This is a genomic window from uncultured Marinobacter sp. (genome assembly GCF_947259545.1).
Classification (GTDB): Bacteria; Pseudomonadota; Gammaproteobacteria; order Pseudomonadales; family Oleiphilaceae; genus Marinobacter.
Map to the genome: position 1 here is coordinate 1 of NZ_CAMYMK010000002.1, position 26,215 is coordinate 26,215.

The 26,215-nt window shown below is 59.7% G+C and carries 23 protein-coding genes; 17 read left to right on the top strand and 6 right to left on the bottom strand.

The window, feature by feature from the left end:
* The first annotated feature begins 167 nt into the window (after positions 1-167).
* Positions 168-803 carry a thiol:disulfide interchange protein DsbA/DsbL gene (locus Q0Y21_RS00150; protein WP_297790408.1) on the top strand — a complete coding sequence of 212 codons (636 nt, stop codon included), beginning with the start codon at positions 168-170 and terminating at the stop codon, positions 801-803.
* 53 nt (positions 804-856) lie between these two features.
* Positions 857-1,717: an endonuclease/exonuclease/phosphatase family protein gene (locus Q0Y21_RS00155; protein ID WP_297790410.1), complete on the top strand. Its 861-nt coding sequence runs from the start codon at positions 857-859 to the stop codon at positions 1,715-1,717.
* Between the two features lie 63 nt (positions 1,718-1,780).
* On the opposite strand, the gene rpmG is transcribed toward Q0Y21_RS00155, so the two are convergent.
* From rpmG to radC, 3 genes are all read right to left on the bottom strand, one after another.
* A complete protein-coding gene (gene rpmG, locus Q0Y21_RS00160; protein WP_007153739.1) occupies positions 1,781-1,936 on the bottom strand; it encodes a 50S ribosomal protein L33 in 156 nt (51 codons plus the stop codon).
* Positions 1,937-1,947: 11 nt separating this feature from the next.
* Positions 1,948-2,184: a 50S ribosomal protein L28 gene (gene rpmB, locus Q0Y21_RS00165; RefSeq protein ID WP_011786975.1), complete on the bottom strand. Its 237-nt coding sequence runs from the start codon at positions 2,182-2,184 to the stop codon at positions 1,948-1,950.
* A 194-nt stretch (positions 2,185-2,378) separates the two neighbouring features.
* Complete coding sequence (radC, locus tag Q0Y21_RS00170; RefSeq protein WP_297790417.1) at positions 2,379-3,053, bottom strand: DNA repair protein RadC; 675 nt, start codon at positions 3,051-3,053, stop codon at positions 2,379-2,381.
* A 165-nt stretch (positions 3,054-3,218) separates the two neighbouring features.
* On the opposite strand from radC, the gene coaBC reads away from it, so the two are divergent.
* The 7 genes from coaBC (at position 3,219) to argA (ending at position 12,397) form a co-directional block, all read left to right on the top strand.
* Positions 3,219-4,406 carry a bifunctional phosphopantothenoylcysteine decarboxylase/phosphopantothenate--cysteine ligase CoaBC gene (gene coaBC, locus Q0Y21_RS00175; protein WP_297790419.1) on the top strand — a complete coding sequence of 396 codons (1,188 nt, stop codon included), beginning with the start codon at positions 3,219-3,221 and terminating at the stop codon, positions 4,404-4,406.
* A 23-nt stretch (positions 4,407-4,429) separates the two neighbouring features.
* On the top strand, positions 4,430-4,891 hold the full coding sequence (dut, locus tag Q0Y21_RS00180; RefSeq protein WP_297790421.1) for a dUTP diphosphatase: 462 nt from the start codon (positions 4,430-4,432) through the stop codon (positions 4,889-4,891).
* A gap of 106 nt (positions 4,892-4,997) precedes the next feature.
* A complete protein-coding gene (locus Q0Y21_RS00185; protein WP_297790423.1) occupies positions 4,998-7,631 on the top strand; it encodes a phosphomannomutase/phosphoglucomutase in 2,634 nt (877 codons plus the stop codon).
* A gap of 24 nt (positions 7,632-7,655) precedes the next feature.
* Positions 7,656-8,555, top strand: coding sequence for an acetylglutamate kinase (gene argB, locus Q0Y21_RS00190; RefSeq protein WP_297790424.1), 900 nt, complete (start codon positions 7,656-7,658; stop codon positions 8,553-8,555).
* A gap of 72 nt (positions 8,556-8,627) precedes the next feature.
* Entirely contained in the window at positions 8,628-9,869 is a 1,242-nt protein-coding gene (locus Q0Y21_RS00195; RefSeq protein WP_297790425.1) for an acetylornithine deacetylase, read from the top strand.
* Positions 9,870-9,895: 26 nt separating this feature from the next.
* A complete protein-coding gene (argE, locus tag Q0Y21_RS00200; protein ID WP_297790426.1) occupies positions 9,896-11,065 on the top strand; it encodes an acetylornithine deacetylase in 1,170 nt (389 codons plus the stop codon).
* Between the two features lie 24 nt (positions 11,066-11,089).
* A complete protein-coding gene (argA, locus tag Q0Y21_RS00205; RefSeq protein ID WP_297790427.1) occupies positions 11,090-12,397 on the top strand; it encodes an amino-acid N-acetyltransferase in 1,308 nt (435 codons plus the stop codon).
* On the opposite strand, the gene Q0Y21_RS00210 is transcribed toward argA, so the two are convergent.
* A complete protein-coding gene (locus Q0Y21_RS00210; RefSeq protein WP_297790428.1) occupies positions 12,371-13,438 on the bottom strand; it encodes an aminopeptidase in 1,068 nt (355 codons plus the stop codon). The two genes, argA and Q0Y21_RS00210, sit on opposite strands and share 27 nt — an antisense overlap.
* Before the next feature lie 160 nt (positions 13,439-13,598).
* On the opposite strand from Q0Y21_RS00210, the gene Q0Y21_RS00215 reads away from it, so the two are divergent.
* Together Q0Y21_RS00215 and Q0Y21_RS00220 are read left to right on the top strand one after the other, a co-directional pair.
* Positions 13,599-17,357: a DUF1631 family protein gene (locus Q0Y21_RS00215; RefSeq protein ID WP_297790429.1), complete on the top strand. Its 3,759-nt coding sequence runs from the start codon at positions 13,599-13,601 to the stop codon at positions 17,355-17,357.
* Positions 17,358-17,376: 19 nt separating this feature from the next.
* Positions 17,377-18,243 carry a phosphoribulokinase gene (locus Q0Y21_RS00220; RefSeq protein WP_297790430.1) on the top strand — a complete coding sequence of 289 codons (867 nt, stop codon included), beginning with the start codon at positions 17,377-17,379 and terminating at the stop codon, positions 18,241-18,243.
* A gap of 15 nt (positions 18,244-18,258) precedes the next feature.
* Here Q0Y21_RS00220 and Q0Y21_RS00225 read toward each other — a convergent pair whose 3' ends face one another.
* Positions 18,259-19,173, bottom strand: a complete 915-nt coding sequence (locus Q0Y21_RS00225) for a LysR family transcriptional regulator (protein ID WP_297790431.1) — start codon at positions 19,171-19,173, stop codon at positions 18,259-18,261.
* A 187-nt stretch (positions 19,174-19,360) separates the two neighbouring features.
* Between Q0Y21_RS00225 and trxA the strand changes: the two genes are divergently transcribed.
* The 6 genes from trxA to Q0Y21_RS00255 all read left to right on the top strand — a co-directional run bounded on the left by trxA (position 19,361) and on the right by Q0Y21_RS00255 (position 25,303).
* Entirely contained in the window at positions 19,361-19,687 is a 327-nt protein-coding gene (gene trxA / locus Q0Y21_RS00230) for a thioredoxin (protein ID WP_297790432.1), read from the top strand.
* A gap of 53 nt (positions 19,688-19,740) precedes the next feature.
* Entirely contained in the window at positions 19,741-19,974 is a 234-nt protein-coding gene (locus Q0Y21_RS00235) for a hypothetical protein (RefSeq protein ID WP_297790433.1), read from the top strand.
* A 13-nt stretch (positions 19,975-19,987) separates the two neighbouring features.
* Complete coding sequence (locus Q0Y21_RS00240) at positions 19,988-21,520, top strand: hypothetical protein (RefSeq protein ID WP_297790434.1); 1,533 nt, start codon at positions 19,988-19,990, stop codon at positions 21,518-21,520.
* 388 nt (positions 21,521-21,908) lie between these two features.
* A complete protein-coding gene (locus Q0Y21_RS00245) occupies positions 21,909-22,781 on the top strand; it encodes a HAMP domain-containing sensor histidine kinase (RefSeq protein WP_297792437.1) in 873 nt (290 codons plus the stop codon).
* Complete coding sequence (locus Q0Y21_RS00250) at positions 22,778-23,149, top strand: response regulator (RefSeq protein ID WP_297790435.1); 372 nt, start codon at positions 22,778-22,780, stop codon at positions 23,147-23,149. The genes Q0Y21_RS00245 and Q0Y21_RS00250 overlap by 4 nt, the downstream gene beginning before the upstream one ends.
* 3 nt (positions 23,150-23,152) lie before the next feature.
* A complete protein-coding gene (locus tag Q0Y21_RS00255) occupies positions 23,153-25,303 on the top strand; it encodes an exonuclease domain-containing protein (RefSeq protein WP_297790436.1) in 2,151 nt (716 codons plus the stop codon).
* A gap of 22 nt (positions 25,304-25,325) precedes the next feature.
* Here the strand turns inward: Q0Y21_RS00255 and Q0Y21_RS00260 are convergent, their stop codons facing one another.
* On the bottom strand, positions 25,326-26,183 hold the full coding sequence (locus Q0Y21_RS00260) for a pirin family protein (RefSeq protein WP_297790437.1): 858 nt from the start codon (positions 26,181-26,183) through the stop codon (positions 25,326-25,328).
* Positions 26,184-26,215: the final 32 nt, after the last annotated feature.

Below are 26,215 nucleotides of genomic sequence, written 5' to 3' on the forward strand. Positions count from 1 at the left end.
AAATGCCTGACCACCCCCTGATCGGCTACCATCTTTGGTTATTCTGAGAAGTATGGGTTGGTTTGCGTTATTGCCTTTCCTGTCTTTAATTCGGCGTCGGTGGAACTTTTTGCGTACGCTGGGTCATAATCAGTTCCAGAATTAACTAACAAAACCGGAGACAGTCGATGTTTAGAAGTCTGAGTACTGCAGTCACCTTTCTGGCGGCCTTCGCCATAGCTGGCCAGGTCAATGCGGCCGAGTGGCAGGAGGGCACTCACTATCGGGAGCTGAGTTCTCCGGTCCGTACCGACAGCAGCGAGAGTATCGAGGTGGCAGAGGTGTTCTGGTATGGCTGCCCCCATTGTTATACGTTCAAGCCGATGATAGAGGCCTGGGCTGAGGATCGCCCGGATGACGTTGACTATGTACAGATTCCGGCGGCCCTGGGCAAATCCTGGGTGCCTCACGCCAAGGCGTTCTACGCGCTGGAAGCCATGGGTGAGCGGGACAAGGTTCACGATGCCCTGTTCGATGCCCTGGCCGGCGAGCGGCGGCCGTTGAATTCCGGAGAAGCGCTGGCGGAATTCGTCAGTGGTCATGGCGTGGATGGTGAACAGTTCCTCGAGAACTACAACAGCTTCGGGGTCAACATGCGGATGCAGAAAGCCCAGGCTAAAATCCGCGGCGCGCGTATCACTGGTACACCGACTATGCTTGTTAATGGTAAGTACACGGTCAGTGCCTCCATGGCGGGTGGCCATGAAGCGGTATTGGAGGTCGTTGACTATCTGATCGAGAAAGAGCGCGGCTCCGCAGAGTAAACAGGCGTTGTCGGGGTCCTGGAGTGTGCGTCACAGTCGGATGAGCCGGTAACATGTACAGACACATTCGCAAACAGCTGGATGGGCTTCTCCGACCGACTGGAAAGCCCAGGGGGAGTTGCTCAGGGAGTGAGCATGTGCCCGAGTTTGAGCCTCACCGGCATATCCGGCTGCTGACCTTCAATATACAGGTGGGTATCAATACCTCCTCTTATCGTCATTACCTGACCCGCAGCTGGCAGCATTTCCTGCCGCATCGCAACCGCATCGAGAATCTGGACCGCATTGCTACCCTGCTTCGGAATTACGATGTGGTAGCGCTGCAGGAATGTGATGGTGGCAGTCTGAGGAGTGGCTACATCAACCAGGTTCAGTATCTGGCGGAAGCGGCCGGTATTCCATACTGGTACCAGCAACTGAACCGAAACCTCGGGCAGATCGCCCAACACAGCAACGGTTTGTTGAGTCGGTATCGGCCGCTGAGTGTAACCGAGCACAGGTTGCCAGGACTGATTCCGGGGCGCGGTGCCATTATCGCCCGTTACGGTTCGGAGGATGATCCGTTGGTGCTGGTGATGATGCACCTGTCACTGAGTCGGGCGGCGCAGCAGCGTCAGTTGGGATACATCCGGGAGTTGATCGGTGATTATCAGCATGTGGTCTTGATGGGTGATATGAATAACCATGCGGAGGAGTTACTGACGCAGACGCCGCTGAAGGAAACCGATCTGATTCCGCTGCCGGATACTGCTCACAGTTTTCCAAGCTGGAGGCCAGAGAAAGCCCTGGACCACATCCTGGTGAGTCCCAGTCTGGAAATTCGCCGCTCCGAAGTGGTCAGCTATCCAATGTCGGATCACTTGCCCATTGCCATGGATGTGGCCTTGCCGAAAGGCTATCTTGAGGCCTTCTGAGGTGACTTCCTGGCAATAAAAAACCCGGCACATGGCCGGGTTTTTCAGGTTGCCAGATCGCAATTACTTGATCTTGGCTTCCTTGTACGCAACGTGCTTGCGGACAACCGGATCGTACTTCTTGATCTCGATCTTTTCCGGAGTGTTACGCTTGTTCTTGTTGGTCGTATAGAAGTGACCAGTACCTGCTGATGAAACCAGCTTGATTTTCTCGCGCATGATGCGGCTCCTTAAACTTTCTCGCCGCGGGCACGAAGATCGGCCAGCACAGCGTCAATGCCTTTTTTGTCGATGATGCGCATGCCCTTGGTGGAAACGCGCAGCTTCACGAAACGCTTCTCTGATTCAACCCAGAAGCGGTGGTTCTGCAGATTCGGCAGAAAGCGACGACGGGTGTGATTCATCGCGTGGGATACATTGTTACCGGTGACCGGACGCTTACCGGTAACCTGACAAACTCTGGACATACTTGCCTCCGACCTGAGCAATGGTCTTAATATACGAATTCGTTTAATCGCGCCTCTGGTTGCTACTTGCGCCTCAAAATGCACGCTGCTCGCCAGACGCCGCCAGAAAGGGACGCTTTTATACCAGAACTGGCCCCCCAACGCAAAAAATTGTTGGGAATTTGGCCAGTTTTTTCGATCTGGCCCAGGCTGGCTTACATCAGTCCCCGTTCAGCCAGGGATATTACCTCACCGTGGCCGATAACCATATGGTCAAGAACCCTGATATCCACCAGGCCAAGAGCCTCTTTGAGGCGTCCGGTCAGGGCAATATCTGCCTGACTGGGCTCGGCAACACCGGATGGATGGTTGTGGGCAAAAATGACCGCAGCGGCATTATACTCCAAAGCCTGCCGGACTACCTCCCTCGGATACACTGCGGCACCATCAATGGTGCCGCGAAAAAGTTCGCTGTACTGGATCACGCGGTGCCGGTTGTCCAGAAACAGGCCGGCGAACACCTCATGGGGGTAGGTGCCCAGTCGACTGCACAGGAATCGCCGGGTGTCCGTCGGGGACCGTAGGGGGTCCCCCTGTCTGAGGGGCTCATCCATCACTCTTTGCGCCATTTCCATGGCGGCCTGTACCTGGGCGTATTTCGCCGTCCCGAGGCCTTTGACGTCACAGAACTGGCGCCGGGAGGCAGTCATCAGGCCGCGGAGACCGCCAAAGGTATCAATGAGGTGTCGCGCCAGTTCCATGACCGGCATGCCGGCGGTGCCGGTGCGAAGAAAGATGGCCAGTAATTCGGCATCGGAGAGACTGTCGGGGCCATGGGCCAGCAGCCGTTCCCGCGGGCGCTCGTCCGCAGGCCAGGGATGGGTTGTCATGATTGCGTCCTTGCTGTTTTTAGGCGTTGGCTTGAAAACCGTGGCGGCGCTCCCTGCGCAGGCCACTGAAATCCAGGCGGAAGTCTAGCATGGGATGCAGGCTGCCGGCAGACGTCTGCCGTGCTATCTTATAGACCTTTTATTTTTGCCGGATACGGAGCAATTATGGCCGCGAAACGAATTCTGCTGGGGATTACCGGTGGTATTGCAGCCTACAAGAGTGCGGAACTGGTGCGGTTGTTGAAGAAAGCCGGGCACCAGGTACGTGTGGTGATGACCCGGGGCGCCGAGGCGTTCGTGACGCCAATGACCTTTCAGGCGCTCAGTGGCGAACCGGTACGGACGTCACTGCTGGATCCGGAAGCGGAGCAGGGCATGGGACACATTGAGCTGGCCAAGTGGGCGGATCAGGTGGTCATTGCCCCGGCGACTGCTGACTTTATTGCTCGCCTGGCCCAGGGTATGGCGGACGATCTGCTAACCACGCTTTGTTGTGCTACTGAAGCGCCAATCGTTGTGGCGCCAGCAATGAATCAGGCGATGTGGAATAACCACCGGACCCGTCGCAACATCGGATTGCTGGAATCGGATCCGCAAGTCACGCTCTGGGGGCCGGATCAGGGTTCCCAGGCCTGCGGGGATACCGGGCCCGGCCGTATGCTGGAGCCCCAGGAATTATTTGAACGCATTACTGCAGTCTGCACCGGCCCTCTGTCGGGCAAGCGGGTCGTTATTACTGCCGGCCCGACCCGTGAACCCATCGATCCGGTCCGCTACATCAGTAACCACAGTTCCGGGAAAATGGGGTATGCCATCGCTGCTGCCGCCAGGGATGCCGGCGCTCAGGTGGTGCTGGTCAGCGGGCCGGTGTCGATCCCGGCGCCCACCGGTGTGGACGTGCGTGCGGTGGTTACCGCCGAGGATATGCTGGCGGCCGCCGGGCAGGCGGTAGGTGAGGGCTGTGATGTGTTCATCGCCACCGCTGCGGTAGCCGATTACCGGCCGGATAACTGTGCCGGTGACAAAATCAAGAAAACGAGCGAGGACATGTCACTGGCGCTGGTGCGCAATCCCGATACCCTGGCCACCATCGCGGCCCGTCCCGATGCCCCATTTACGGTGGGTTTCGCGGCTGAAACCCGCGACGTGGAACACTATGCCCGGGACAAGATGCAGCGCAAGAAGCTCAACATGATTGTGGCCAACGACGTATCGGCGCCCGGGATCGGATTCAACAGCGATGATAATGCCGTCACGGTGTTCTGGCGGTCGGGGCAGCAGGCCCTCGGGCCAGAAAGCAAAACGGGCATCGCTCGCCAGTTGGTGGCACTGATTGCCGAACAGATTCAATGACAGACCTTCGCACAGGAAACTCCATGACACGACAAACTTTCCAGGTCCGCATTCTGGACCCACGCATCGGGGACAGCATTGCGTTTCCGGAATACGCCACGACCGGATCGGCAGGACTGGACCTGAGGGCTTGCCTGGACGAGCCGTTAACCCTGAAGCCCGGGGATACCCAGCTGATCAGGACCGGGCTGTCCATCCATATTGCCGATCCATCACTGGCGGCGATGATTCTGCCCCGCAGCGGTCTGGGGCATAAACACGGTATCGTACTGGGCAATCTGGTGGGGCTGATCGATTCCGATTACCAGGGAGAGCTGATGGTGTCCTGCTGGAACCGGGGGCAAAGCGAGTTCACCGTGGATGTCGGGGAGCGTCTGGCACAGCTGGTGCTGGTGCCGGTGGTGCAGGCCGATTTCGAAGTGGTGGAGTCGTTCGATGCCAGCGCCCGCGGCGCCGGTGGCTTTGGGTCAACGGGGACACGCTGACGGGGTAGCGGAGCCGGTAACAGTCTGTAAACGCGGAGACATTGCCCGACGTCTATACTTGGGTGACTCATTGCCGCGGGCGAATACTATAAGTGCAGGATGGACTATGAAGCTGGGTAGGAAGAAATCAGACGAGGCTGTTGCGGAGACAGCGGGTCAGCCGGCTGGCAAACAGAAGCCGAAGAGCCAGGAAGCCAAAGGGCCTCGCTTGAAACGGCTGGGGGCTGTGGCCGGTGTCCAGGCAGTCGCCGTACTGGTGGCTGGGGTACTGTCAGTGGCGCTGCTTTATCTGTTGGTGCTCGAACCCGCGGAGTCGCGTCGCGCCGAGCGGCAGGCCGCCCAGGAAGTTGAAGCCGCCACCACCCGGATCAATCAGCGTCTTGCCGTCTTGCAATCCGCGGTAGAGGGCTTGGCAGCCCAACGCCATGTCCGTGAGGCCCTGGTCAGTCGGGAGGGGATAGAAACGGTAGCTGAGGAGCTTGGCCAAACTCTACCGGGCGTGCGGGCGGTGCATCTTTTTCCCTACGGCGATATCCCGCGCAGCACCAGCGGCTCTGACACCCTGGGCTTTGCCGGCCTGGACCTGGCCCGTCGCGCTGAATCCGGCAAGCCGCTGCACCCCGATGCCTTCCCGCGAGACAGCCAGTGGTATTTCCAGATGGCGGCCTCCATCCGCAAGCCCGGTAACCGGGCCCTGGCGGGGAGCATGTTGGTGGTATTTGATGTGTCCGAATTGCGGCCTCTGCTGGCGGTGATTAATCGTGAGCTGGGCGGCAAAATGGCGCTGGTACAAAGTATCAATGGCTCTTCCCGTGTGGTGGCAAGCAATGGTTCTGGTGGCGGAGAAGCGGTGGAGCGGCCACTGGCTACCCCGGGTTGGTCTCTCAGTTACCAGCCTGCGTCGGTGCCGGCGCCGGTCATTAATACCGTCCTGGCCATGATCCTGGTTCTGACTCCCGCCCTGATTGCCGCCATCGTGGTCTGGGTGTTGCTGGGGAATGCCCAGCGCAGTCTTCGTCAGGATGTATTGGTACTGACCCAGTGGGCCCATAAGGTGTTCGGTGGTGAGCGGCTCAAGCTGCCGGCATTGAAATGGGACCTGGTGTCATCCATCGGTGAGGTAATCCATCGCCTGTCGCGGATGGTGGATAAGCGAGTGGCAAAGGCGGCGGACTCCTCGCGTTCCCGCGTTCCGGCGGAAAATGCCGGTACTGCCGAGGAACCGTTGTTCCAGGAAAAGGACATGCTGGATATCGACATGCTGGACGGTGACGATGATGTCCTGGGGCTCGGAGGCGGTGCTGATGCGGACCAGGCGAGTGGCTCGGAACAATCCCCGGCAGTGGAGGAAGTGGCGCTCCCCCAGGTCGACATACCCGCGGGTATCTTCCGCGCCTATGACATTCGCGGTATTGTCGGCGAAACCCTGTCTCCGGAGATCGTCAACGTTATTGGTCGGGCTATCGGCAGCGAAGCATTGGAGCGCGGCATCGACAGTCTCTGTATCGGATATGATGGCCGGCATTCGAGCCCGGATCTGGCCGATGCCCTTGCCAGGGGAGTTATGTCCGCTGGCTGTAACGTGATTCACGTGGGTGCCGTACCCACGCCGGTCCTGTATTTCGCCACCCATCACCTGCAAACCGGATCTGGTGTGATGGTGACCGGAAGCCACAACCCCGCCAACTATAACGGCCTGAAAATCATGCTGGGTGGTGACACGCTCTCCGGGGACGCCATCCAGAAGCTTTACCAGCGCACCCAGACCGGCGACATGGTCAGCGGTCAGGGTGCGCAATCGTCGGAAGATGTACGCCGTGCCTATCTGGACAGGATCGTCGGGGATATTGCTGTGGCGGCACCATTGAAGGTGGTACTGGATGCCGGCAATGGTATTGCTGGTGAGTTGGCCCCCATATTGGTGGAAGAACTTGGCTGCGAGGTGGTGCCCCTCTACTGCGAGGTGGATGGAGACTTCCCCAACCATCATCCTGACCCCGGCAAACCCGACAACCTGGTGGACCTGATTGAGCGTGTGAAGACCGAACGGGCGGATATTGGCCTGGCGTTTGATGGTGATGGTGATCGCCTGGGTGTGGTCACCAACAGTGGCAAGATTATCTGGCCGGACCGGCTGTTGATGCTGTTTGCCAGGGACGTTGTGTCCCGTAATCCCGGTTCCGATGTGTTGTATGATGTGAAGTGCAGCCGTCGCTTGGCGGGTGTGATTTCCGAAGCCGGTGGCCGTCCCATTATGTGGAAGACCGGGCACTCCCTGATGAAGGCCAAAATGAAGGAAAGCGGGGCGTTGCTCGCCGGGGAAATGAGCGGCCACATCTTCTTTGGCGAACGGTGGTACGGCTTTGATGATGGCCTTTATTCGGCCGCTCGCCTGCTTGAGATTCTGGGCGTTGAGGATCGCCACAGTGATGAGGTCTTCGAGGATTTCCCGGAAGATATCAGTACCCCGGAACTGAATGTCGAGGTCACCGAAGACAACAAGTTCCAGCTGGTGGAGCGTCTCGCCAGTGAGGGTAGTTTCGGCGATGGCAGCATCAGCACCATTGACGGCATCCGGGTGGATTACGCCGATGGCTGGGGGCTTTGCCGCGCCTCCAATACCACGCCGGTTCTGGTGCTCCGCTTTGAGGCGGAAACCGAAGAGGCGCTCGAGCGGATCAAGGGCGTTTTCCAGGATCAGTTGCAGAAAGTGGCACCTGACCTACACACAGATTTTTAATAGACAGATTGTTAAGGCAGCAATATGGCAGCACTGGGTCGTGAAACAGCAATGCAGGTGGCATCCGTTCTGAGCAAGGGATTGCCCTACATTCAGCGCTTTACCGGGAAAACCGTTGTCATCAAGTATGGCGGCAACGCCATGGAAAATGAGGAACTGAAGAGCAGCTTTGCCCGGGACGTGGTGCTGATGAAGCTGGTGGGCATCAATCCGATAGTGGTTCATGGCGGCGGCCCCCAGATCGGTGGCTTGCTGGAGCGCTTGAATATCCAGTCACGCTTCGTCAACGGCATGCGGGTGACCGACAGTGAGACCATGGACGTCGTCGAGATGGTGCTGGGTGGCCAGGTCAACAAGGAAATCGTGTCCCTGATCAATGCCCACGGCGGCACTGCGGTAGGGCTGACCGGTAAGGATGCCAACCTGATCCGTGCCCGGAAGCTGGAGGTGGTCAACCGTTCCGCTGAGCTGGAACGGCCGGAGATCATCGATATCGGCCACGTTGGTGAAGTTGACAGTGTGAATGTCGAAGTGATCGAGATGCTGACCCGCAGCAATGTCATTCCCGTCATCGCGCCGATTGGTGTGGGCCCCGATGGCGCGTCCTACAACATTAACGCCGACCTGGTTGCGGGTAAGGTAGCAGAGGCCATGAAGGCCGAGAAACTGATCCTGTTGACCAATGTGTCAGGGCTGAAAAGCAAGGAAGGCAAAGTCCTGACCGGACTGACGGCCAAGCAGGTCAACGAACTGATCGAGGATGGCACCATTCACGGCGGTATGCTGCCGAAAATTCGCTGCGCCCTGAGTGCGGTGGAAAATGGCGTGCGCACGTCACACATTATTGACGGGCGGGTTGCCCATGCGACCCTGCTTGAGATATTCACGGATGAAGGGGTGGGAACTCTGATTTCCCGCAATTGAAGCGGCCCTCCGTGCTGACATTTGGTGGTTCAGTTCGTCGGGCCAGTCCCGGCCGGACAAAAGGATAAATGAATGAAACGCCTGCTGACCTTTATTGTTGTAGTGGTCCTGCTGGGCTGGCTGTTGTTCAAAGCGGCGGTCTGGTGGCTGGCTGACCAGCGTCTGGCCGAAGCCAGGGAAGCGGTTGAAAGTGTCGGAGTGATTGATCGCGGCACTATTCGTTCCGGAATCGAAGGCCGCTTGTTGCTGGCGGATGCCCGGTATCAGGATTTTCGTCTGGCACAGCCGGTCGAAATTGGGCGCCTGGCTTTTGATGCAGGCTCGCCATTGAACCTCCTCACGGCCTTGATGGACCCTGGCCGCTTGCCCGTGGCCTGGTCCCTGCGGGCGGAAAAGGTCGAACTGAGACTGGAAGCCTCAATGTTTCGCAACTGGGTCACCGCGTCCGGAGAAGCCAGTCAGGCGCTGTTTGCCCCCGTGTGTGGCCCGGACCATCGCCAACAGCTGGGCAGCGGAGACCTGGTTCGCATGGGGGTTGATGGCGTCACCGGTGAGGCGTTGATACGTCAGTATCCTGATCGGCTGTACCTGGAATTGACCACGGAAAGTACCGGCAGTCTGGAGGTGGAGTGGCCCGGGGCGCGGGTGGATATCATGAATCCCGAGCGACTGGTGCGTAGCGGAGAGGGGCCGATGGCGGTGACCATTCGCGACGGTGGTCTGATGCGTCGGATTGCAGCCTACTGTGCCCGTGAATCCTCGGTGGCGATGGATGAATGGACCCGTATCGTCATGGATGCCTTTCGGCAGGGGTTGAACTTGCGTGGCTACGAAGCCAGCGCCCAGTTGCTGGCACTCTACCGGCAGTGGTTGATCGAGGGTGGTGAACTGACACTGATGCTGAATCCCGATCAGCCAGTCTATGGCGTGCCAGTGCAGGGAACTGAGCAGGAGCGCGCCCCTGACCTGATGGTCAGTTACAATGGTCAGAAGGTGCCTGATGTGTATCTGGAGGAGGTTGAGCCGCCGGAGCCGACGGTTTCCGAGAAGTCCCTGCAGCCAGTGGTGCCGGAAGGCACGGACAATCAGGTGGCGGGTTGGTACCCGGCTGAACTGGCGGAAGCCGGACGTTGGGTCGGGCATAATGTGAGAATTACTCTGTCCAACGACAATGTGGTTGAGGGCCGGCTGGCCAGTGTTGGCGAGCAGACCCTGGAGGTTGCCCGAACGGTTGGTGGGGGCGAGATCGCCTACCCGATGACGATTCGTGCAATTGAAACATTTGAGGTCTGGCAGCGTGGCCAGATCCGGTGACCCGGAACCGGGCCAGGAATCCGTTTATGTCTGAGTCCAAGAACAGAGCCGATGTGGTTCCCGGCATCCGCGAGATGCTGACCCGGCTGATTGCTCTGCCATCCATCAGCAGTGCAACTCCGGACTGGGATCACAGCAACGAAGCCGTTGTGCGGACACTGGCCGAATGGCTGGAACCGCTGGGGTTCACGGTGGAGTTGATGGAAGTGCCTGGTATGCCAGGCAAGTTCAACATGATTGCCACCCTCGGCAGTGGGCCGGGTGGGCTGGTGTTATCCGGGCACACCGATACCGTGCCTTTTGACGATAAACGCTGGCAGAGCGACCCCTTCACCCTGACCGAACGTGACGATCGCTGGTACGGATTGGGTACCTGCGATATGAAAGGGTTTTTTCCGCTCGCTATTGCGGCGGCGCGGGAATTTGCGGACCAGGATCTGAAGCAGCCGCTGATCATCCTGGCGACCGCCGATGAGGAAAGCTCGATGAACGGTGCCCGGGCATTGGCGGAGGCGGGGCGTCCGAAAGCCCGGTATGCGGTGATCGGGGAGCCGACCAATCTCAGGCCGGTGCGCATGCACAAGGGCATCATGATGGAACGCCTGGCGTTTGAGGGGCAGTCCGGGCATTCCTCTGATCCGTCCCTTGGCCGCAACGCCCTGGAGGGTATGCATGAAGCGCTGGGAGAACTGTTGGCCCTGCGTTCAGTCTGGCAGGAGAAATACCGGAACCCGAATTTCAAGGTTGAGGTTCCGACCATGAACCTGGGATGCATTCATGGCGGGGATAACCCCAACCGGATATGTGCCAACTGTGAGCTGCATTTTGATTTGCGGCCTCTGCCCGGCATGGATATGGCGTCGCTGCGCCAGGCCATTCTCGATAAACTGCAGCCTGTCGCCGAGCGTCGCGAGCTGTCCATGGTGTTTGAGCCGTTATTCGATGGCGTGCCGCCGTTTGAAACGCCCGCTGATGCGCAACTGGTGAGGGCCTGCGAGAAACTGACTGGTCACACCGCCCACGCTGTGGCGTTTGCAACCGAAGCACCCTGGATGCAGAAGCTGGGGCTGGAAACCCTGGTGATGGGGCCGGGGTCGATTGATCAGGCGCACCAGCCGGACGAGTTCCTGGAACTCTCCCAATTGGAGCCCACTGTCAGCATCCTCAAAGGATTGATTAAACAGTTTTGCCTGTAAGGTTCAGATCATCAGGAGAGACGATTGAAATCTAACGACTGGCTGCATGGATTCCGCCATTCCTCCCCCTATATCAACACTCACCGTGGGCGTACGGTGGTCTTGACCATCGGTGGGGATGCGATAGCCCATGACAACTTCATCAACATCATCCATGACATCGCGCTGCTGAGCAGTCTCGGTGTGCGTCTGGTGGTGGTGTTCGGAGCCAGACCGCAGATTCAGCAGAGACTGGATGAGGCCGGAGTTGAGTCGTCATTCCATCGTGACCTGCGCGTGACTCAGGAATACCAATTGCCCCTGGTGTTACAGGCCATAGGCGGGTTGCGGGCGTACCTGGAAAGTCAGCTGTCCATGGGTCTGGTGAACTCGCCCATGCACAATGCCCGCATTCGTGTCAGTGGTGGCAACTTTGTGGCTGCCCGCCCGGTTGGCGTTCTCGACGGAATCGATTTCGGCTATACCGGTCGTGTACGCCGGGTGGACGTGGCCGGTATAGAAAAACTGCTGGAACTCGGTCATATCGTCCTGTTGCCACCCCAGGGGTATTCACCCACCGGAGATGCCTTCAACCTGTCCTACGAAGATGTCGGCAGCCAGGTAGCGGCAGCCCTGCAGGCCGAGAAACTGATCATGTTTATCGAGGATCAGGGACTGCTTGAGTCCGGTGGCTCGCTGATTCGGGAGTTGTCCGCTAGACAAGCGACGGAGCGGCTGGGAGCAGGTGCCGTAACCGGTCACGATGGAGCATTGCTGAAAGCGGCGTGCGACGCCTGCGTCAAGGGGGTGCGTCGCTCCCACATCATCAGCTACGTGAATGACGGAGCGCTGCTGGAGGAACTGTTTACCCGTGATGGCTCCGGTACGCTGGTCAGTGGTGACCATTACGAACAGATCCGCCAGGCCCGGGTGGAGGATATTGGTGGGGTGCTGGAACTGATTCAGCCACTGGAAGAGCAGGGCATTCTGGTGCGTCGCTCGCGAGAGATGCTGGAAACGGAAATTGACCGGTTTGTGGTCGCGGAGCGTGATGGCACGATCGTCGGCTGCGCAGCACTGTATCATTACCCGGATGAAGGCGCGGGTGAGCTGTCGTGTTTTGCGGTGGATCCGAACTATCGTCGTTCCGGACGGGGGGACGATATCCTTGCGATGGTGGAGAAACTGGCGCGGGGGCAGGGAATTCAGCGGTTGTTTGTACTCACCACCCAGACAGAACACTGGTTCCGGGAGCGGGGCTTCCAGCCCTCGACGGTACAGGCGTTGCCGGGCCCCAAGCTGGCCTCCTACAACGCCCAGCGCAACTCAAAGGTCTTCGTCAAACCGTTGTGACAGGGCCGACAGGGTCAGCGTCCGTTGCTCCCTGTCCAGTTCGGACAGCGCCCTGACCTCGTCAAAAAAGGCGTCAAAACGGTAGTCCTGCTCTTTCAATAATTGTCGGAATCCGGGAACAAACTGATTGTATTGCCGGAACAGGGCGATGTTGGCGTTGTTGAGTGTCTCGATCGCGTTGCCGAACGGGCCGGGCTGGTCCCACTCGCTGGCCATTTCGTTGTAGCGGTCGATCAGCTCTGTAAATATCTGCTCTTTGCGTGCTCTCATGCGCTCAACAGGCAGCTCCTCCCGCCCGTACAGCGCCTCCAGCTCAAGAGACGTATGTTCCACCAGCGCCAGGGTCTGATTTCTTTGAGACAGCCGTTGCAGCGCCGCGGTAAACTGGTCACCTTCACCGCGTTCCTCCAGCCATAGTCGCAGGCCCTCAAGTTCCACAGCCGTTGCAAAGCTCTCGTTGAATGCCGTGTCTTCGTCAACGTAGATGACCTGGTGGGCCAGTTCGTGGAACATCAAGGCCACCATCCGATCATCTGACAGACTGGTAAATCCGCTGTGCAGCGGATCATCGAACCAGCCCAGAGTTGAGTAGGCCGCCACTGCGCCGATGAAGGTATCAAAGTCCCGCCTGTCGAACTGACGTTGCTCCTTGCGCGCATCTTCAAGGCTGAAGTAGCCCCGGTAAGCCTGACAGCCAATAACCGGATAACACCACTGCTGGGGAGTGAGGGAGAATTCCGGTGCTGCCACCAGGTTGACCACCACCCAGGGTCGTTCCAGCTCTGAATAGTCGGTAAAGGCTTCGCCGGCGGGCAGGGCCAACCGACGCTCGGCGAAGTGGCGCGCATCCCGGGCGATGGTCAGTTTGCGTTTCAGCTCATCGTCGGTGGTCGGGGCCGTCAGCAGGTTGTCGACCGGTTGCGAAGCCAGCATCAGCGAGAGGTGACCACTAACCGCCTGGCTGTAGTAGCCAATGGTCGAACACCCTGGAAGCATGGTTACCAGTAGCAAAAGAAGATAGATCTGATTAAGCTGTATCATGGTTCACAATGTGATGATGGGGCTGTCCCGCAACGGGGTTGCCGACTATATTACAGACATGTTCCCCGTATAGTAGCAGGTGGCCCGGGCCACCGTTTCAGGGACGCTGGTCAGGGTGAAAATGTGGATCACCCGGACATTGCCGAATATCAGGTAGTACATGGATCCCAGAGAACGTCGCACAAGCCCCCGACAGCCAATCAAACTTGCGGCCCAGCTGGACCTTGGGGCGGGGGAGGTATGGCCGTGTCAGATTGCGGACTTTTGTGCGGAGGGGCTGTTTATTCGTTACTCCGGAGAAACGTCGCGCAAACTTGAGCGCGCGATAGTAAGCGGTGCCCCCGAAGAAATCACCGTTCGTTTTCGTTCCGCCGACGGTAACCGCCGTCACGAGTTGTATGTCAGTATCGTCCGCCGTATTGAAGGTGCCATGGGGGTTCATTTTGTCCGCGCCAACCCGGAAGCTGTGAGCGCGATGCTGAAGCAGTGTGGTGGCAGCCGTCATCAGGAGAGATCGGCTTTGCGCGCCCCCAGTGATCGGGTGCAGTTTGTCCTTCACCAGTCCGCCCGTGCGGTTGTCCAGTTTATTGAACCTTTGATGGATACCTGCCTGGCACAGATGATCGTGGCACTGAAGCAGGCTGCCCAGAAAGCCGGCAGTGATCAGATGGCCAATGAATTCATGGATGCCTCTGGCCAGCTCCAGGCCCGTCAACGGGTGATCTGGCACCAGATGGCGCAAAGCCTGGAATCACCCCTCAAGCCTGCACGTAAAGGGTTTCCCGGCTCGGAGTTGTCGGTGGTGGACAAGGGCGAGTTTGAGGACTGGCTGACCATCCGGGTGATGGTTACCAAGGCTGATACCCAGTACCGGGGGGAGCTGCTCCAGCTCAAGCTGCGGCTGGATTCATTAGGCATTGCCAATTCCACTGGCCACCACAACCCGCTGGGGCCGTCACTGGTGTGTGAATCGTTTCATGCCGGACTGAGTCACCTGAAAGCCAGTCGTGATGTCGAGAAAGTCTGTTTGAAGGTTTTTGAGCAATCGGTGCTGCAGCAGCTCAGCCCGCTCTATCAGGAGCTGAACAACATCCTGATTCGCCATGGCGTCATGCCGGATCTGGACTTGACCAAATACCTGTCTGAACGATCCACGGTGAGTGATGCTCCGGCCCGGGAAGTGCCTGCCACCGCCACCAGCAAACCCGGCCCGCAGAAGGCGCCAGCCACATCGTCGGCCCCCGCGTCCGGACAGCTGCCCGGGGTTGCCAGTCCCGGTAAAACCGCGCCTGCCGAGTTCCGCACATACGCCAATGCGGCGCAGACAGCCTTTGCCACTGTTCGTAACCTGATCGGCACGCTGGCTGCGAGTCGACTGGCCCGGGGAGATACGGATCCTGTGACCTTCGCTCCCAACGCCCGACCACTGTCGGTCGGGGAGTTGCATCGGGAACTGCAGCAGCTGCAGGTCGAGTCAACGGCCTCATCAGAAGAGCAGGGCACACTCAGGGAGCGTGTGGTCGAGCACATTCGAGGCAGTGGTGACAATGCCCTCAACGGGGAGCAGCAGGAAACCCTGGATGTGGTGGATCGCTTTTTCCACAGTGTGGTGGAGAGCCCAAAGCTCAGCGACTACGCCCAAACCCGTATGCGCCAACTGGAAGTGCCGGTGTTGAAGGTGGTGATGCGGGATCCGTCTTTTTTCGACGATCAGAACAGCCCTGTTCGCGGTGTCATGAACCGTCTGGCTCAGCTCGGTGTCAAGGGGGGGCGTATCAACCCGGTGGTGCAGCGTCGGGTTGACGAACTGGTCCATCGTATTGCCACTGAATTTGATCAGGATACGGGGGTCTTTGAATCCACGGTGCAGGAACTGGACACCCTGATTGACCGTCAGAACCTCGTGTATCGCCGTAATGTGGAGCGGGTCACTGCCGCGGCGGAAGGTGCTCAGAAGGTGTCCGACTCCAAGTCTGCTGTCACTGAGGTGCTCAACCGGAAGTTGGCCGGCCGCAAGGTCCCCCGAGCGTTGTTGAGTTTGTTGGAAGGGGGATGGCGCGACCTGCTGTCATTGACCTGGATTCGCCAGGGGCCGGACAGCCAGTTGTGGCAGGACTACCTGTCTGTGATCGACTTGCTGCTGGCGTTTGCGGATGATCCCCGCGCGGGCATTAATCTGCCGGAATTGTTGCGGGTCATTCAGGATGGCCTGGCCTCTATCTCCAGTAACCATATGCCTTCATCCCAAATCCGGGAGGAGCTGAAGCAATTCCTGGTACGCCGAGAGGATAAACCGCTCGAAATGGTGGAAATGCCTCCTGTCCAGACGGAAGATGACAAGCGTAAGGTGCTGTCCGAGCGGGAGCAGCGCAGTCTGCAGCGCTGGATTCATCGTGCTCAGCAACTGCGTACCGGTGACTGGCTGAGGGACCAGGAAAACCCCGATGAGCCCCAGTACATCCGCCTGGTATGGATTGCCCGGGGCTTCAGTCGCTTTGTGTTTGTGAATCATCAGGGTATGAGGGTGGTGGAGCTGGACCTGGATGCCCTGGCACGCCAGATGCGCAAGGGTATTGTGGTCCCCGACAGTCAGTATGAGCGGCCGCTGGTGGATGAAAGCCTGGATCGCATGGTCCGCAAGGTGTATGACCAGCTGTCCTGGGCCTCCACCCATGACGAACTGACCGGGCTACTGGGGCGCCGGGAGTTCGAGCGGATGCTTGAGCAGCAACTGGCCCGCCATGAAGATGAGCGTGCCCTGGTGCGCCTGGACCTGCGTCAGTTCCGTTTACTGAATGACACCGCCGGCTATCAGGCCGGCGATGACGCCCTCCGCAAGGTTGCGGATATTCTCCGCGCCGGCGTGGGGGACGGCATGCCTCTGGCGCGCCTGGCCGGTAATGAGTTCGCCTGGCTGTTGCCGGCGGAAACAGCGCTGACAACCACCGAGGCCATAATTGCCGAGATCGAGGCCACTGAATTTACCTTTGACGGTCGCGGCTACCAGTTGTCAGCCAGTGCCGGACTGGTGCCGGAATTGCCTGCGCTGACGGCCGCTGAGCGCTGGCTGCGCGCATCCGAACATGCCCTGAAGGCGTCAAAGAAGCAGGGGCACGGCAAGGTCGTCGAATATACCCTGGATGCAACGGACCAGTCCCGACAGGAACAGATTGCCGCGAAAGTGGCGAGCCTGGGAAACCTGGACGAAGAGCGCATGCTGTTGCGCTGTCAGAAGATCATTCCGCTGCATGCCAATACCCGGATGTTGTCGCAGTACGAAGTGCTGATCAGCATGTACGATGACCGTGGTGAGTTGATCACCGGCAGCGATTTTGTGCGCATGGCCGAACGTTATGATCGTATGCAGGTGGTAGACCGCTGGGTGGTGGGGCGCATGCTGGACTGGTTGCGTGACAAGGCCCCGGACCCGGATCACCTTGGTGGGGTCTGTATTAATCTGTCCGGTTATTCCCTCAATGACCAGTCATTGCTGGAATTTATCTATGACAAGCTGAGTCAGAAGGAGGCGCCCATTGAGCGGCTCTGGTTTGAAATTACGGAAGCGACCGCCATCAATGACGTCAATCTCCTGGCGGAGTTCATGTCGGAGATGAAGGAGCTGGGCTGCCGTTTCTGCCTGGGCAATTTCGGTAGCGGTCCGGTGTCGTTCCAGTTGATGCGCAGCCTGCCGGTGGACCTTATCAAATTGGACAGTGCGTTTACCAAACAGGTGGATATCAATGAGACTGACCGGGCGATGGTTCAGTCCATGGTGGATATGGCGCACTATATGAAGCGGGAGGTCATTGCTTCTCAGGTTGAATCCCGTGAAGTTCTCGATATGCTGAGGCTCCTGGGTGTGGACTATGCTCAGGGTTTTGTGATTGAAAAGCCTCGGCTGCTGGACAGCCTACACTAACGCCTGACCACGGTTTGCCATGTCGAAACGTCACCCTGTTATTGCAGTCACCGGTTCTTCCGGGGCTGGCACCACAACCACCGGCCAGATCTTCAGCCGGATTTTCGCCAGTGAAGGGCTGCGGGCCGCCATGGTCAGTGGTGACAGCTTCCACCGTTACACGAGGGAGCAGATGGCTCGCCTGGCGGCCAAAGGCCAGTTCGGCGAGCGTAACCATTTCGCCCTCGCCGCCAACCACATCGACAAGCTCGAGGCCCTGCTGTATGACTATGGCCACACCGGCCATGGTCAGTTCCGACAGTATGTCCATGATGAGGACCAGGCGCTGGTGGCTGCGGGATACAAGCCCGGCACCTTTACCCCCTGGGGGCCGCTACCGGCGGATACCGACTTGCTGTTCTACGAAGGATTGCATGGTGGTGTGGTCAGTGACACCTACAACATCGCCCAGTACGTCGACCTGCTGATCGGCGTGGTGCCGATTGTGAATCTGGAGTGGATCCAGAAGATTCACCGTGACACCAACCGGCGGGGGTATTCCCAGGAAGCAGTGGTGGAAACCATCATCAACCGGATGGATGACTACGTCCACGATATCGTGCCGCAGTTTGCCCATACCCATATCAACTTTCAGCGGGTGCCGCTGGTGGACACGTCCAATCCCTTTGTCGTGCGGGATGTGCCTTCCGAGGATGAGAGCATGGTGGTGATCCGGTTCCGCGACGCATCGGAAGTGGATTTTCCCTATCTGTTGCGAATGATCGCCAACAGCAGCGTGTCCCGGCCTGACACTCTGGTCATTCCGGGCCCAAAGCTCGGGCTTGCCATGGATCTCATCCTGAGACCCATGGTGTTGAGGTTGATGGCGCAAAAACCCTTTGCGTGACCAGCAACCGGGGAACTAGTCAGAGCATTCCTTCCAGCACCCCTTGGCAATCCGTTCGATCCGCTCCCGCATCCAGATAACACCGGGGTCCCGATCGTGCCGGGTGTGCCAGATCAGGTACAGGCTGAGGGGATCAATTGCGATTGGCGCTTCGGTGGACCACATGCCTTCGTTGATACCGGTGTCATTGGTGGCTATCCGGGGCAGGGTGGCAATCATGTCTGACTGGCGCAGCAGCCGGGGGACTGCGGGGAAGTGATTGACGGTGACGGCCACCCGGCGCTTGAGCCCCCGGCGTCCCAGGGCCTGGTCGACGAAGCCATTCACCTCCCCGGACAGGGACACCATCAGATGACGAGCATCGACGTAGTCGTCCACCGTCAGCGGTCGGCCCGCCAGAGGATGGCCGTGCCTCATGACGACAGTATGGCTGCTGTCGAACAGCCAGTGACTGCGAAGGCTGCGATCGTGTTCCGTCAGCATACCAAGGGCAAGGTCCACGTGCGCTTCGCGGAGCTGAGTGAGGGCGTTCTCCGCGGTAAACGGCACCGCGTGCAGGTCCACGCCGGGGGCTTGTTGCTCGAGTTCAGCCACCAATGGCTGCCAGATCAGTTCCAGCATGGCGTCGGTGACCGCGACCCGGAATTGTCGCCGGGCATGGGCCGGTTCGAATCGGGTCACATTCACCGCATTGGTCAGGTCGTGCATGGGGCCGCGAATCTGGTCCCAGAGACTGCGGGCGTAGGAGGTCGGTCTGATGTTCCGGCCCTGCTTGACGAACAGCGGATCGTGCCAGGTATCCCGCATGCGGGATACCGCATTCGAGACCGCCGGCTGGGTCATCGCCAGCCGCTCGGCAGCGCGGGTTATCGATCCTTCAGTCATAATGGCATCGAATACATAGAGCAGAGTTAACTCCTGGTTCTTCACCCGCCTAATCTCCCTGAAAGCCTGGCATTGAGGCTCCACCCTATGCCAGGTTTTTCTGACCGGCAAGGGATGTTTCTGACATACATCATTTCAGATGATGTGAAGTATGCAAGGAAACCATTGGTCGTTCGACCGGGTGAGTGGGCATTCTGTGTTTGTCCAACCCACCGAAATGAGGGAGAGAGCTATGACCAACACCATTCAACACCTGGACGACAGCAATTTTAACGACACTATTCAGGGCTCGGCCAAGCCCGTCCTGGTGGATTTCTGGGCCGAGTGGTGCGGACCCTGCCGCGCCATCGCCCCGTTGCTGGAGGAACTGGCGGACGAGTTCGCGGATGAGCTGAGCGTGGCCAAGGTGAATGTGGACGAGGATCCAGACCTGGCGGCAGCCACCGGTATCCGGGGCATTCCGGCCCTGGTGATCTATCGCGACGGCAAGCCCGCGGCGCAGCACACAGGCACGGCGGGACTGGGCCAATTGCGGAGTTTCATTTCCGGGGCGCTTTGAGCCATTGGGGAAACGCCGGGCCCCGGAGTCGATAAACAATGGATTAGCGAGCCATGGACTACACTTTCCTGAGGGAGGTGAAGTCCATGGCCAATCGCACATTGTGGGCCCAGCGGCTGGTGGCGTTGTTTCTGCTCGGCTGTCTGCTTTTCAGCTACCCATTGTTGGCATTGTTCGATAGCCGCGGTGAGGTATTCGGTATTCCGCTGCTGTTTGCCTACCTGTTCGGGGCCTGGTCGCTGCTGATCGTTCTGATGGTCTGGGTTATCGAAGGCTCCAGGCGATGAGGGAGCGTTTTCCATGCCGCTGTCCATGCCCCTGGGTGGCCTGATACTGCTAACGTCCTGCGCCTACCTGGGCGTACTCTTCGCCATTGCCTATTGGGGCGACAAGCGGGCTGACGCCGGTCGTTCAATCATCGCCAACCCATACATCTATGCCCTTTCCATGGCGGTATACGCCACGTCGTGGACCTTCTATGGCAGCGTCGGCCGGGCGGCGGTCAGCGGTGTCGGCTTTCTGCCCATCTACCTCGGGCCAACCCTGATGGCGGCTCTGTTCTGGCTGGTGCTGCGCAAGATGATCCGCATCAGCAAGGCCAATCGCATAACCTCAATTGCCGATTTCATCGCCGCGCGCTACGGCAAGAGTGCGTTGCTGGGTGGGCTCGTCACCCTGATCGCGGTGGTCGGGGTGATTCCCTACATCGCCCTGCAGCTCAAGGCGGTGTCCAGCAGCTTCCTGATATTCTGGCAGTACCCCGCCATCCAGATGCCCAACCAGGGCGAGGCCATGAGCCCGCTGCAGGATACGGCCCTCTATGTGGCATTGCTGCTGGCACTGTTCACCATTGTGTTCGGTACCCGCCATCTGGATGCCACGGAGCGCCACGAGGGCATGGTGGCTGCCATTGCCTTCGAGTCCCTGGTCAAGCTGCTGGCTTTCCTCGCCGTGGGGATTTTTGTCACCTTCGTTCTTTACGACGGTTTCGCCGATATCTTCGATCGGGCCGCGGAGTTGCCCAATATTGACCAGTTGCTGACCCTCGGCGGTCCGGCCGGCACCTATGGCTCCTGGGCGGCGCTGATTTTCCTGTCGATGCTGTCGATCCTGTTTCTGCCGCGACAGTTCCAGATCAGTGTGGTGGAGAACGTCAACGAGAACCATCTGGCCAAGGCGATCTGGCTGTTTCCCCTGTACCTGCTGGCGATCAATATCTTCGTGCTGCCAATCGCCTTCGCCGGACTGATGCATTTCTCCGCCGGAACGGTGGACGCCGACACCTTCGTGCTGACCCTGCCCATGGCCCATGGCCCATCGCCAGGAGGCCCTGGCGCTGCTGGTCTTCGTTGGTGGCTTGTCCGCCGCCACCGGCATGATCATCGTCGAAACCATCGCGCTCTCTACCATGATCTGCAACGATCTGGTCATGCCATTGCTGCTGCGATGGAAAACGCTGGGGCTGGCCCAGCGCCGGGACTTGTCGCGGCTGCTGCTGGGCATCCGCCGTGGCGCCATTCTGTTGCTGATGCTGCTCGGCTACGTGTATTACCGGGCTGCCGGAGAAGCTTACGCGCTGGTTTCCATCGGCTTGGTGTCCTTCGCTGCAGTGGCCCAGTTCGCCCCGGCGATGCTCGGGGGGATGTACTGGAAGCTGGGGACTCGGGCTGGCGCCCTGTGGGGCCTGTCTCTGGGTTTTCTGCTATGGACCTACACCCTGCTGCTGCCAGCGTTTGCCAAGTCCGGCTGGCTGCCGCTGAGCTTTATCGAGCTGGGACCGTTCGCCATAGGCTGGCTCAAACCAACGGCGCTGTTTGGTCTGGATGGCGTTGACGAACTCGGCCATTCGTTGTTCTGGAGTCTGCTGGCCAATCTGGGGGCCTATGTCGGGGTGTCGCTTTTCGGACACCAGAGCAGCCGCGAGCATGCCCAGGCGCTGCTCTTTGTTGATGTTTTCAAGTCGGTTGGACGGGGCGCCAGCCTGTGGCGCGGCGGGGCTTCCATGACCGAGGTAATCGCCCTGGTGGGGCGCTTCCTCGGGCCGGAGCGTGCCGCGAAAGCCTTTGCCGACTACGCCGCCCGGCAAGGCCTGCGCTCCAGTGCCGAACTGGTGCCGGATGCCAACCTCGTGCACTTCGCTGAGCAACAGCTGGCCGGGGCCATCGGCGCGGCCTCGGCGCGGGTAATGCTGGCGTCGGTGGTGCAGGAAGAACCATTGGGTATGGAGGAGGTCCTGGGTATTCTCGATGAGACCTCCCAGGTGATCGCCTACAGCCGCCGTCTGGAGCAGCAGTCCCGGGAACTGGAGACCGCCACTCGTGAGTTGCGCGCGGCCAACGAACGGCTGCGGGAGCTCGATCGGCTGAAGGATGACTTTATCTCCACCGTAACCCACGAGCTGCGTACGCCTTTAACCTCCATCCGCGCCTTCTCCGAGATCCTGAACGATAATCCGGATCTGGAGCAGGCGCAGCGGTCGCAGTTCATTGCCATTATTGTCAAGGAGAGCGAGCGTTTGACCCGCATGATCAACCAGGTACTGGACCTGGCTAAACTGGAGGCGGGGCGGGTGGAATGGCACGCCACTGAAATTGACCTGGCGGAAGTGATCGACGATGCCCTGGCCACCACCAGCCAACTGGTGCAGGAGCAGGGCGTGGAGGTGCAGCTCGACCTGCCTCGGAGGGTGCCTCCGGTCATCGCGGATCGCGACCGGCTGATGCAGGTGCTGCTTAACCTGATCACCAACGCCATCAAGTTCTGCGACCGCGGGGCGGGCCGCATCGGTATTGCGGTAAAGGTCTTGCCGGAGGTGCTGCAGGTGGATGTGCGCGATAATGGTCGTGGTATCGACGTGGCGGACCAGGACACCATCTTCGAGAAGTTCCGTCAGGCCGGGGACAATCTGACGGAAAAGCCCCAGGGTACCGGCCTGGGGCTGCCGATCAGCCGGCAGATCGTCGAGCATTTCGGCGGTCGGCTCTGGGTGTGCAGTGAGCCCGGCGAGGGCGCGACGTTTTCGTTTACCTTGCCCCTGGGGCAGTCCGATGTGGCCACGGCGGACCCTGGCCACGAGAGGGAGGACAGGACATGAGCAAGACCGTGTTGATCGCCGACGATGAGCCAAACATCGTCATTTCTCTGGAGTTCCTGCTCAAGCAGGCCGATTATCGGGTGGTGGTGGCGCACGATGGCGAGGAAGCGCTGGATGCGATCCGTCGCGAGACCCCGGACCTGGTGCTGCTCGATGTCATGCTGCCGCGCCTGAGCGGCTTTGACGTATGCCAGAAGATTCGCGAGAACCCGGACTGGCGGGACATGCGCGTGCTGATGCTGACCGCCAAGGGCCGTGAAGTGGAGGTCAGCAAGGGCCTGGCCCTGGGCGCCGATGCCTATATCACCAAGCCGTTCTCGACCCAGGAATTGCTGGCGGAGATCGAATCGCATCTGGGGGGGCAATAGCCGATGCGTCCGAGAGTGCGTCTGGCGCTCTGGTTGCTGGCACTGATCACGCTGCTGGCGGGCCTGCTGGTGCTTGCCGGGGGCTTCGTCTGGGCCGACCTGAATACGGCGGAACGGGCAGCGCTGAGTGACCTGGTATCCGGGCGCGGCATGCTAATGGTTGTGCTGGGCGTGCTGGTACTGGTGCCTTTCGGCGTGCTCGTTCGGCAGTGGCTGGTGGCCTATCCGGAGGCGGTGATCCGTCTTCGCGAAGACGTTGATATCATTCATCGGGCCCATCCCGAGCACCGCGTCACCCTGACCGGCAGCCGTGATATGCGTCGTCTGGGGGAGGCGGTGAACGCCTTTGCCGAGGCCCACTGCGCGTTGCAGCGTGAGGTGAAAGGCCGCATCGAGGAAGCCAACGTCCGCCTTGAGCAGGAAAAGAACCGCCTGGCGGCGCTGATGTCGGAGCTGTCACAGAGTGTGCTGATGTGCAACAGCGAGGGCCGTATCCTGCTTTACAACGGCAGCGCCAGCCAGCTGCTCGAGCCCCACGCCGGAGGCCCGGCACGGGCACCGGTAGGCCTGGGCCGCTCGATTTTCGGCATACTCGACCAGCGGCTGATCGTACATGCCCTGGAACGGATCCGGCGGCTTCTCCGGCAGAACTCCCCGGATCCGGTGGCCCACTTTGTCACGGCCCGTGGTGACTGCCTGCTGCGGGCGCAAATGGCCCCTATGCAGGATCATCAGGGCGAGTTGATCGGATTCGTGCTGATACTTGAGGACATCACCCGTGAGGTGGCCCTGGACAGCCGCCGCGATGCGCTGCTGCAGCAACTGACCGAAGGCACCCGGGCGGCACTCGGCAATATCCGCGCCGCCGCGGAGACGATGGAGCGTTTCCCGGAAATGGATCCCGGGCACCGGCGCCGGTTTGGCGAGGTCATCAATGACGAGGCTCAACGGCTTTCCCGGCACCTGGAACAGGCACTGAGCCGGCATGCGGACCTGCTGCACCCACAGTGGTTGCTCGAGGACATGCTGGCCAACGATCTGATGGTCGCCCTGCAACGCAGCTTTGCCACAGTGGGCGTCATGGCCCGCTATCCCTCCGATAACAACCGTTACCAGGAGAGTGACGAGTCACTCTGGTTGAACCTGGACAGCTACTCCCTGGTCCAGGCGATGACCCAATTGATGGCAACCCTGGCCGATGCCCTGGACATTCGAGAGGTAACATTTGATTTGGCCGCCGACGGTCACTTTGCGCGCTTTTCGATCGGCTGGCGGGGACCCGCGCCGGAGCCTGAACACCTGCATGAGTGGGAGCAGCGACCGTTCAGGGCCGTCGCCGAAGGCCCCGCGGCGTCGTCCCTGCGAGAGGTCCTCGAGAGTCATGGCGGCGAGATCTGGTGTCGGGGCGATACCGTGGCCGGATACAGCCAGCTGTGCCTGCAATTGCCGGCGACCCGGTCAGAAGCGCAGGTCCACGAGCCCGCGCGGGTTCCGGGGCGGCCGGTGTACTACGATTTCGACCTGTTCAACCAGCCGGGGCAGAGTACCGAGCTGGACGAGCGGCCGCTGCGGGAGTTGACCTACACGGTGTTCGACACCGAGACGACCGGACTGTCGCCCTCCGAGGGTGATGAAATCATCTCCATTGGCGCGGTCCGAATCGTTAATGGGCGGCTGCTGGTGCAGGAATGCTTCGAGCAACTGGTCGACCCGCACCGGCCGGTGTCACGTGAGTCACAGATGATCCATGGCCTCACGCCGCAGATGCTCAGTGGGCAGCCGGACATAACCGAGGTGCTGCCACTGTTCCAGCGCTTCGCCGAGGATACCGTGCTGGTGGCCCACAACGCCGCTTTCGACATGCGCTTTCTGCAGCTCAAGGAATCGCAAACCGGTACCCGCTTCATTCAGCCGGTGCTCGATACCCTGCTGTTGTCAGCCCTGATACAGCCGGCTGAGGGTCACAGCCTGGAGCAGATTGCCGCTCGTCTCGGGGTGCAGGTGGTGGGCCGGCACACAGCATTGGGGGATGCCATGGTCACCGGCCACGTACTGCTGAAGCTGATTCCGCTGCTTGAAGAGCTTGGTGTCCATACCCTGAAGCAGGCGCGGGAGGCATCCCGCAAGACCGCCTACGCCAAGCTCGACTATTAGCACGCCAGTCTGATCGACCAGCTCAGGCGGTCAGGCGCCCATCCCGGTAATCCCGCAGGGTCTGCTCGATTTCCTCGCGGGTATTCATCACGAATGGGCCGTACTGGACAACCGGCTCGTTGATCGGCTTACCGGCGATGAGTAGCAGTCGGGCGCCGTCGCCACCTGCCTCAATCCGTAGCTGATTACCCTCGTCGAGGATGGTGGCCGCTGCCAGCCTCAGAGAGGTGTCTGTGTTTTCGTGCTGAAGCCTGGCGTCCCCCTCGTACAGATATACCATGGCATTCAGCTGTTCGCTGACAGGCAGGGTGATGGCTTTGCCCGGCTCCATGTGGATATCCATGTATAGCGGGCGTGTACTGCCGCCGGCAACCGCGCCGGCGATGGTGACACCATCCACCTCGAGTTCACCGGCAATCAGCTTCAGCCGGGCTCCGTCCAGATGAACATCGGGAATCTCCTCCGGCTGGATGTCCCGGTATCCCGCCGGTTGCTTTTTCTCGGCCGCCGGCAGGTTCAGCCAGAGCTGGAAGCCGCGCATCTGACCCGATTCCTGTTGGGGCATTTCCGAGTGCACAATACCGCGGCCAGCGGTCATCCACTGCACGCCACCGTTTTTCAGGTTGCCCTGATTGCCCAGGTGGTCCTCGTGAAGCATGTGGCCTTCAATCATGTAGGTCACTGTCTCGAATCCGCGATGGGGGTGAGACGGGAAGCCAGCAATGTAGTCCTGGGGCTGGTCGGAACCGAACTCGTCCAGCATCAGGAATGGATCCATACGAATATTCTGGTGCTGGCCAATGGAGCGCCTGATGCGTACGCCGGCGCCGTCAGACGTTTCCAGGGCCGGAATGATCTGTTTGATGGCTCGTAAAGTCATGATGTCCTCCTAGTGCGTTAATAAGACTATTA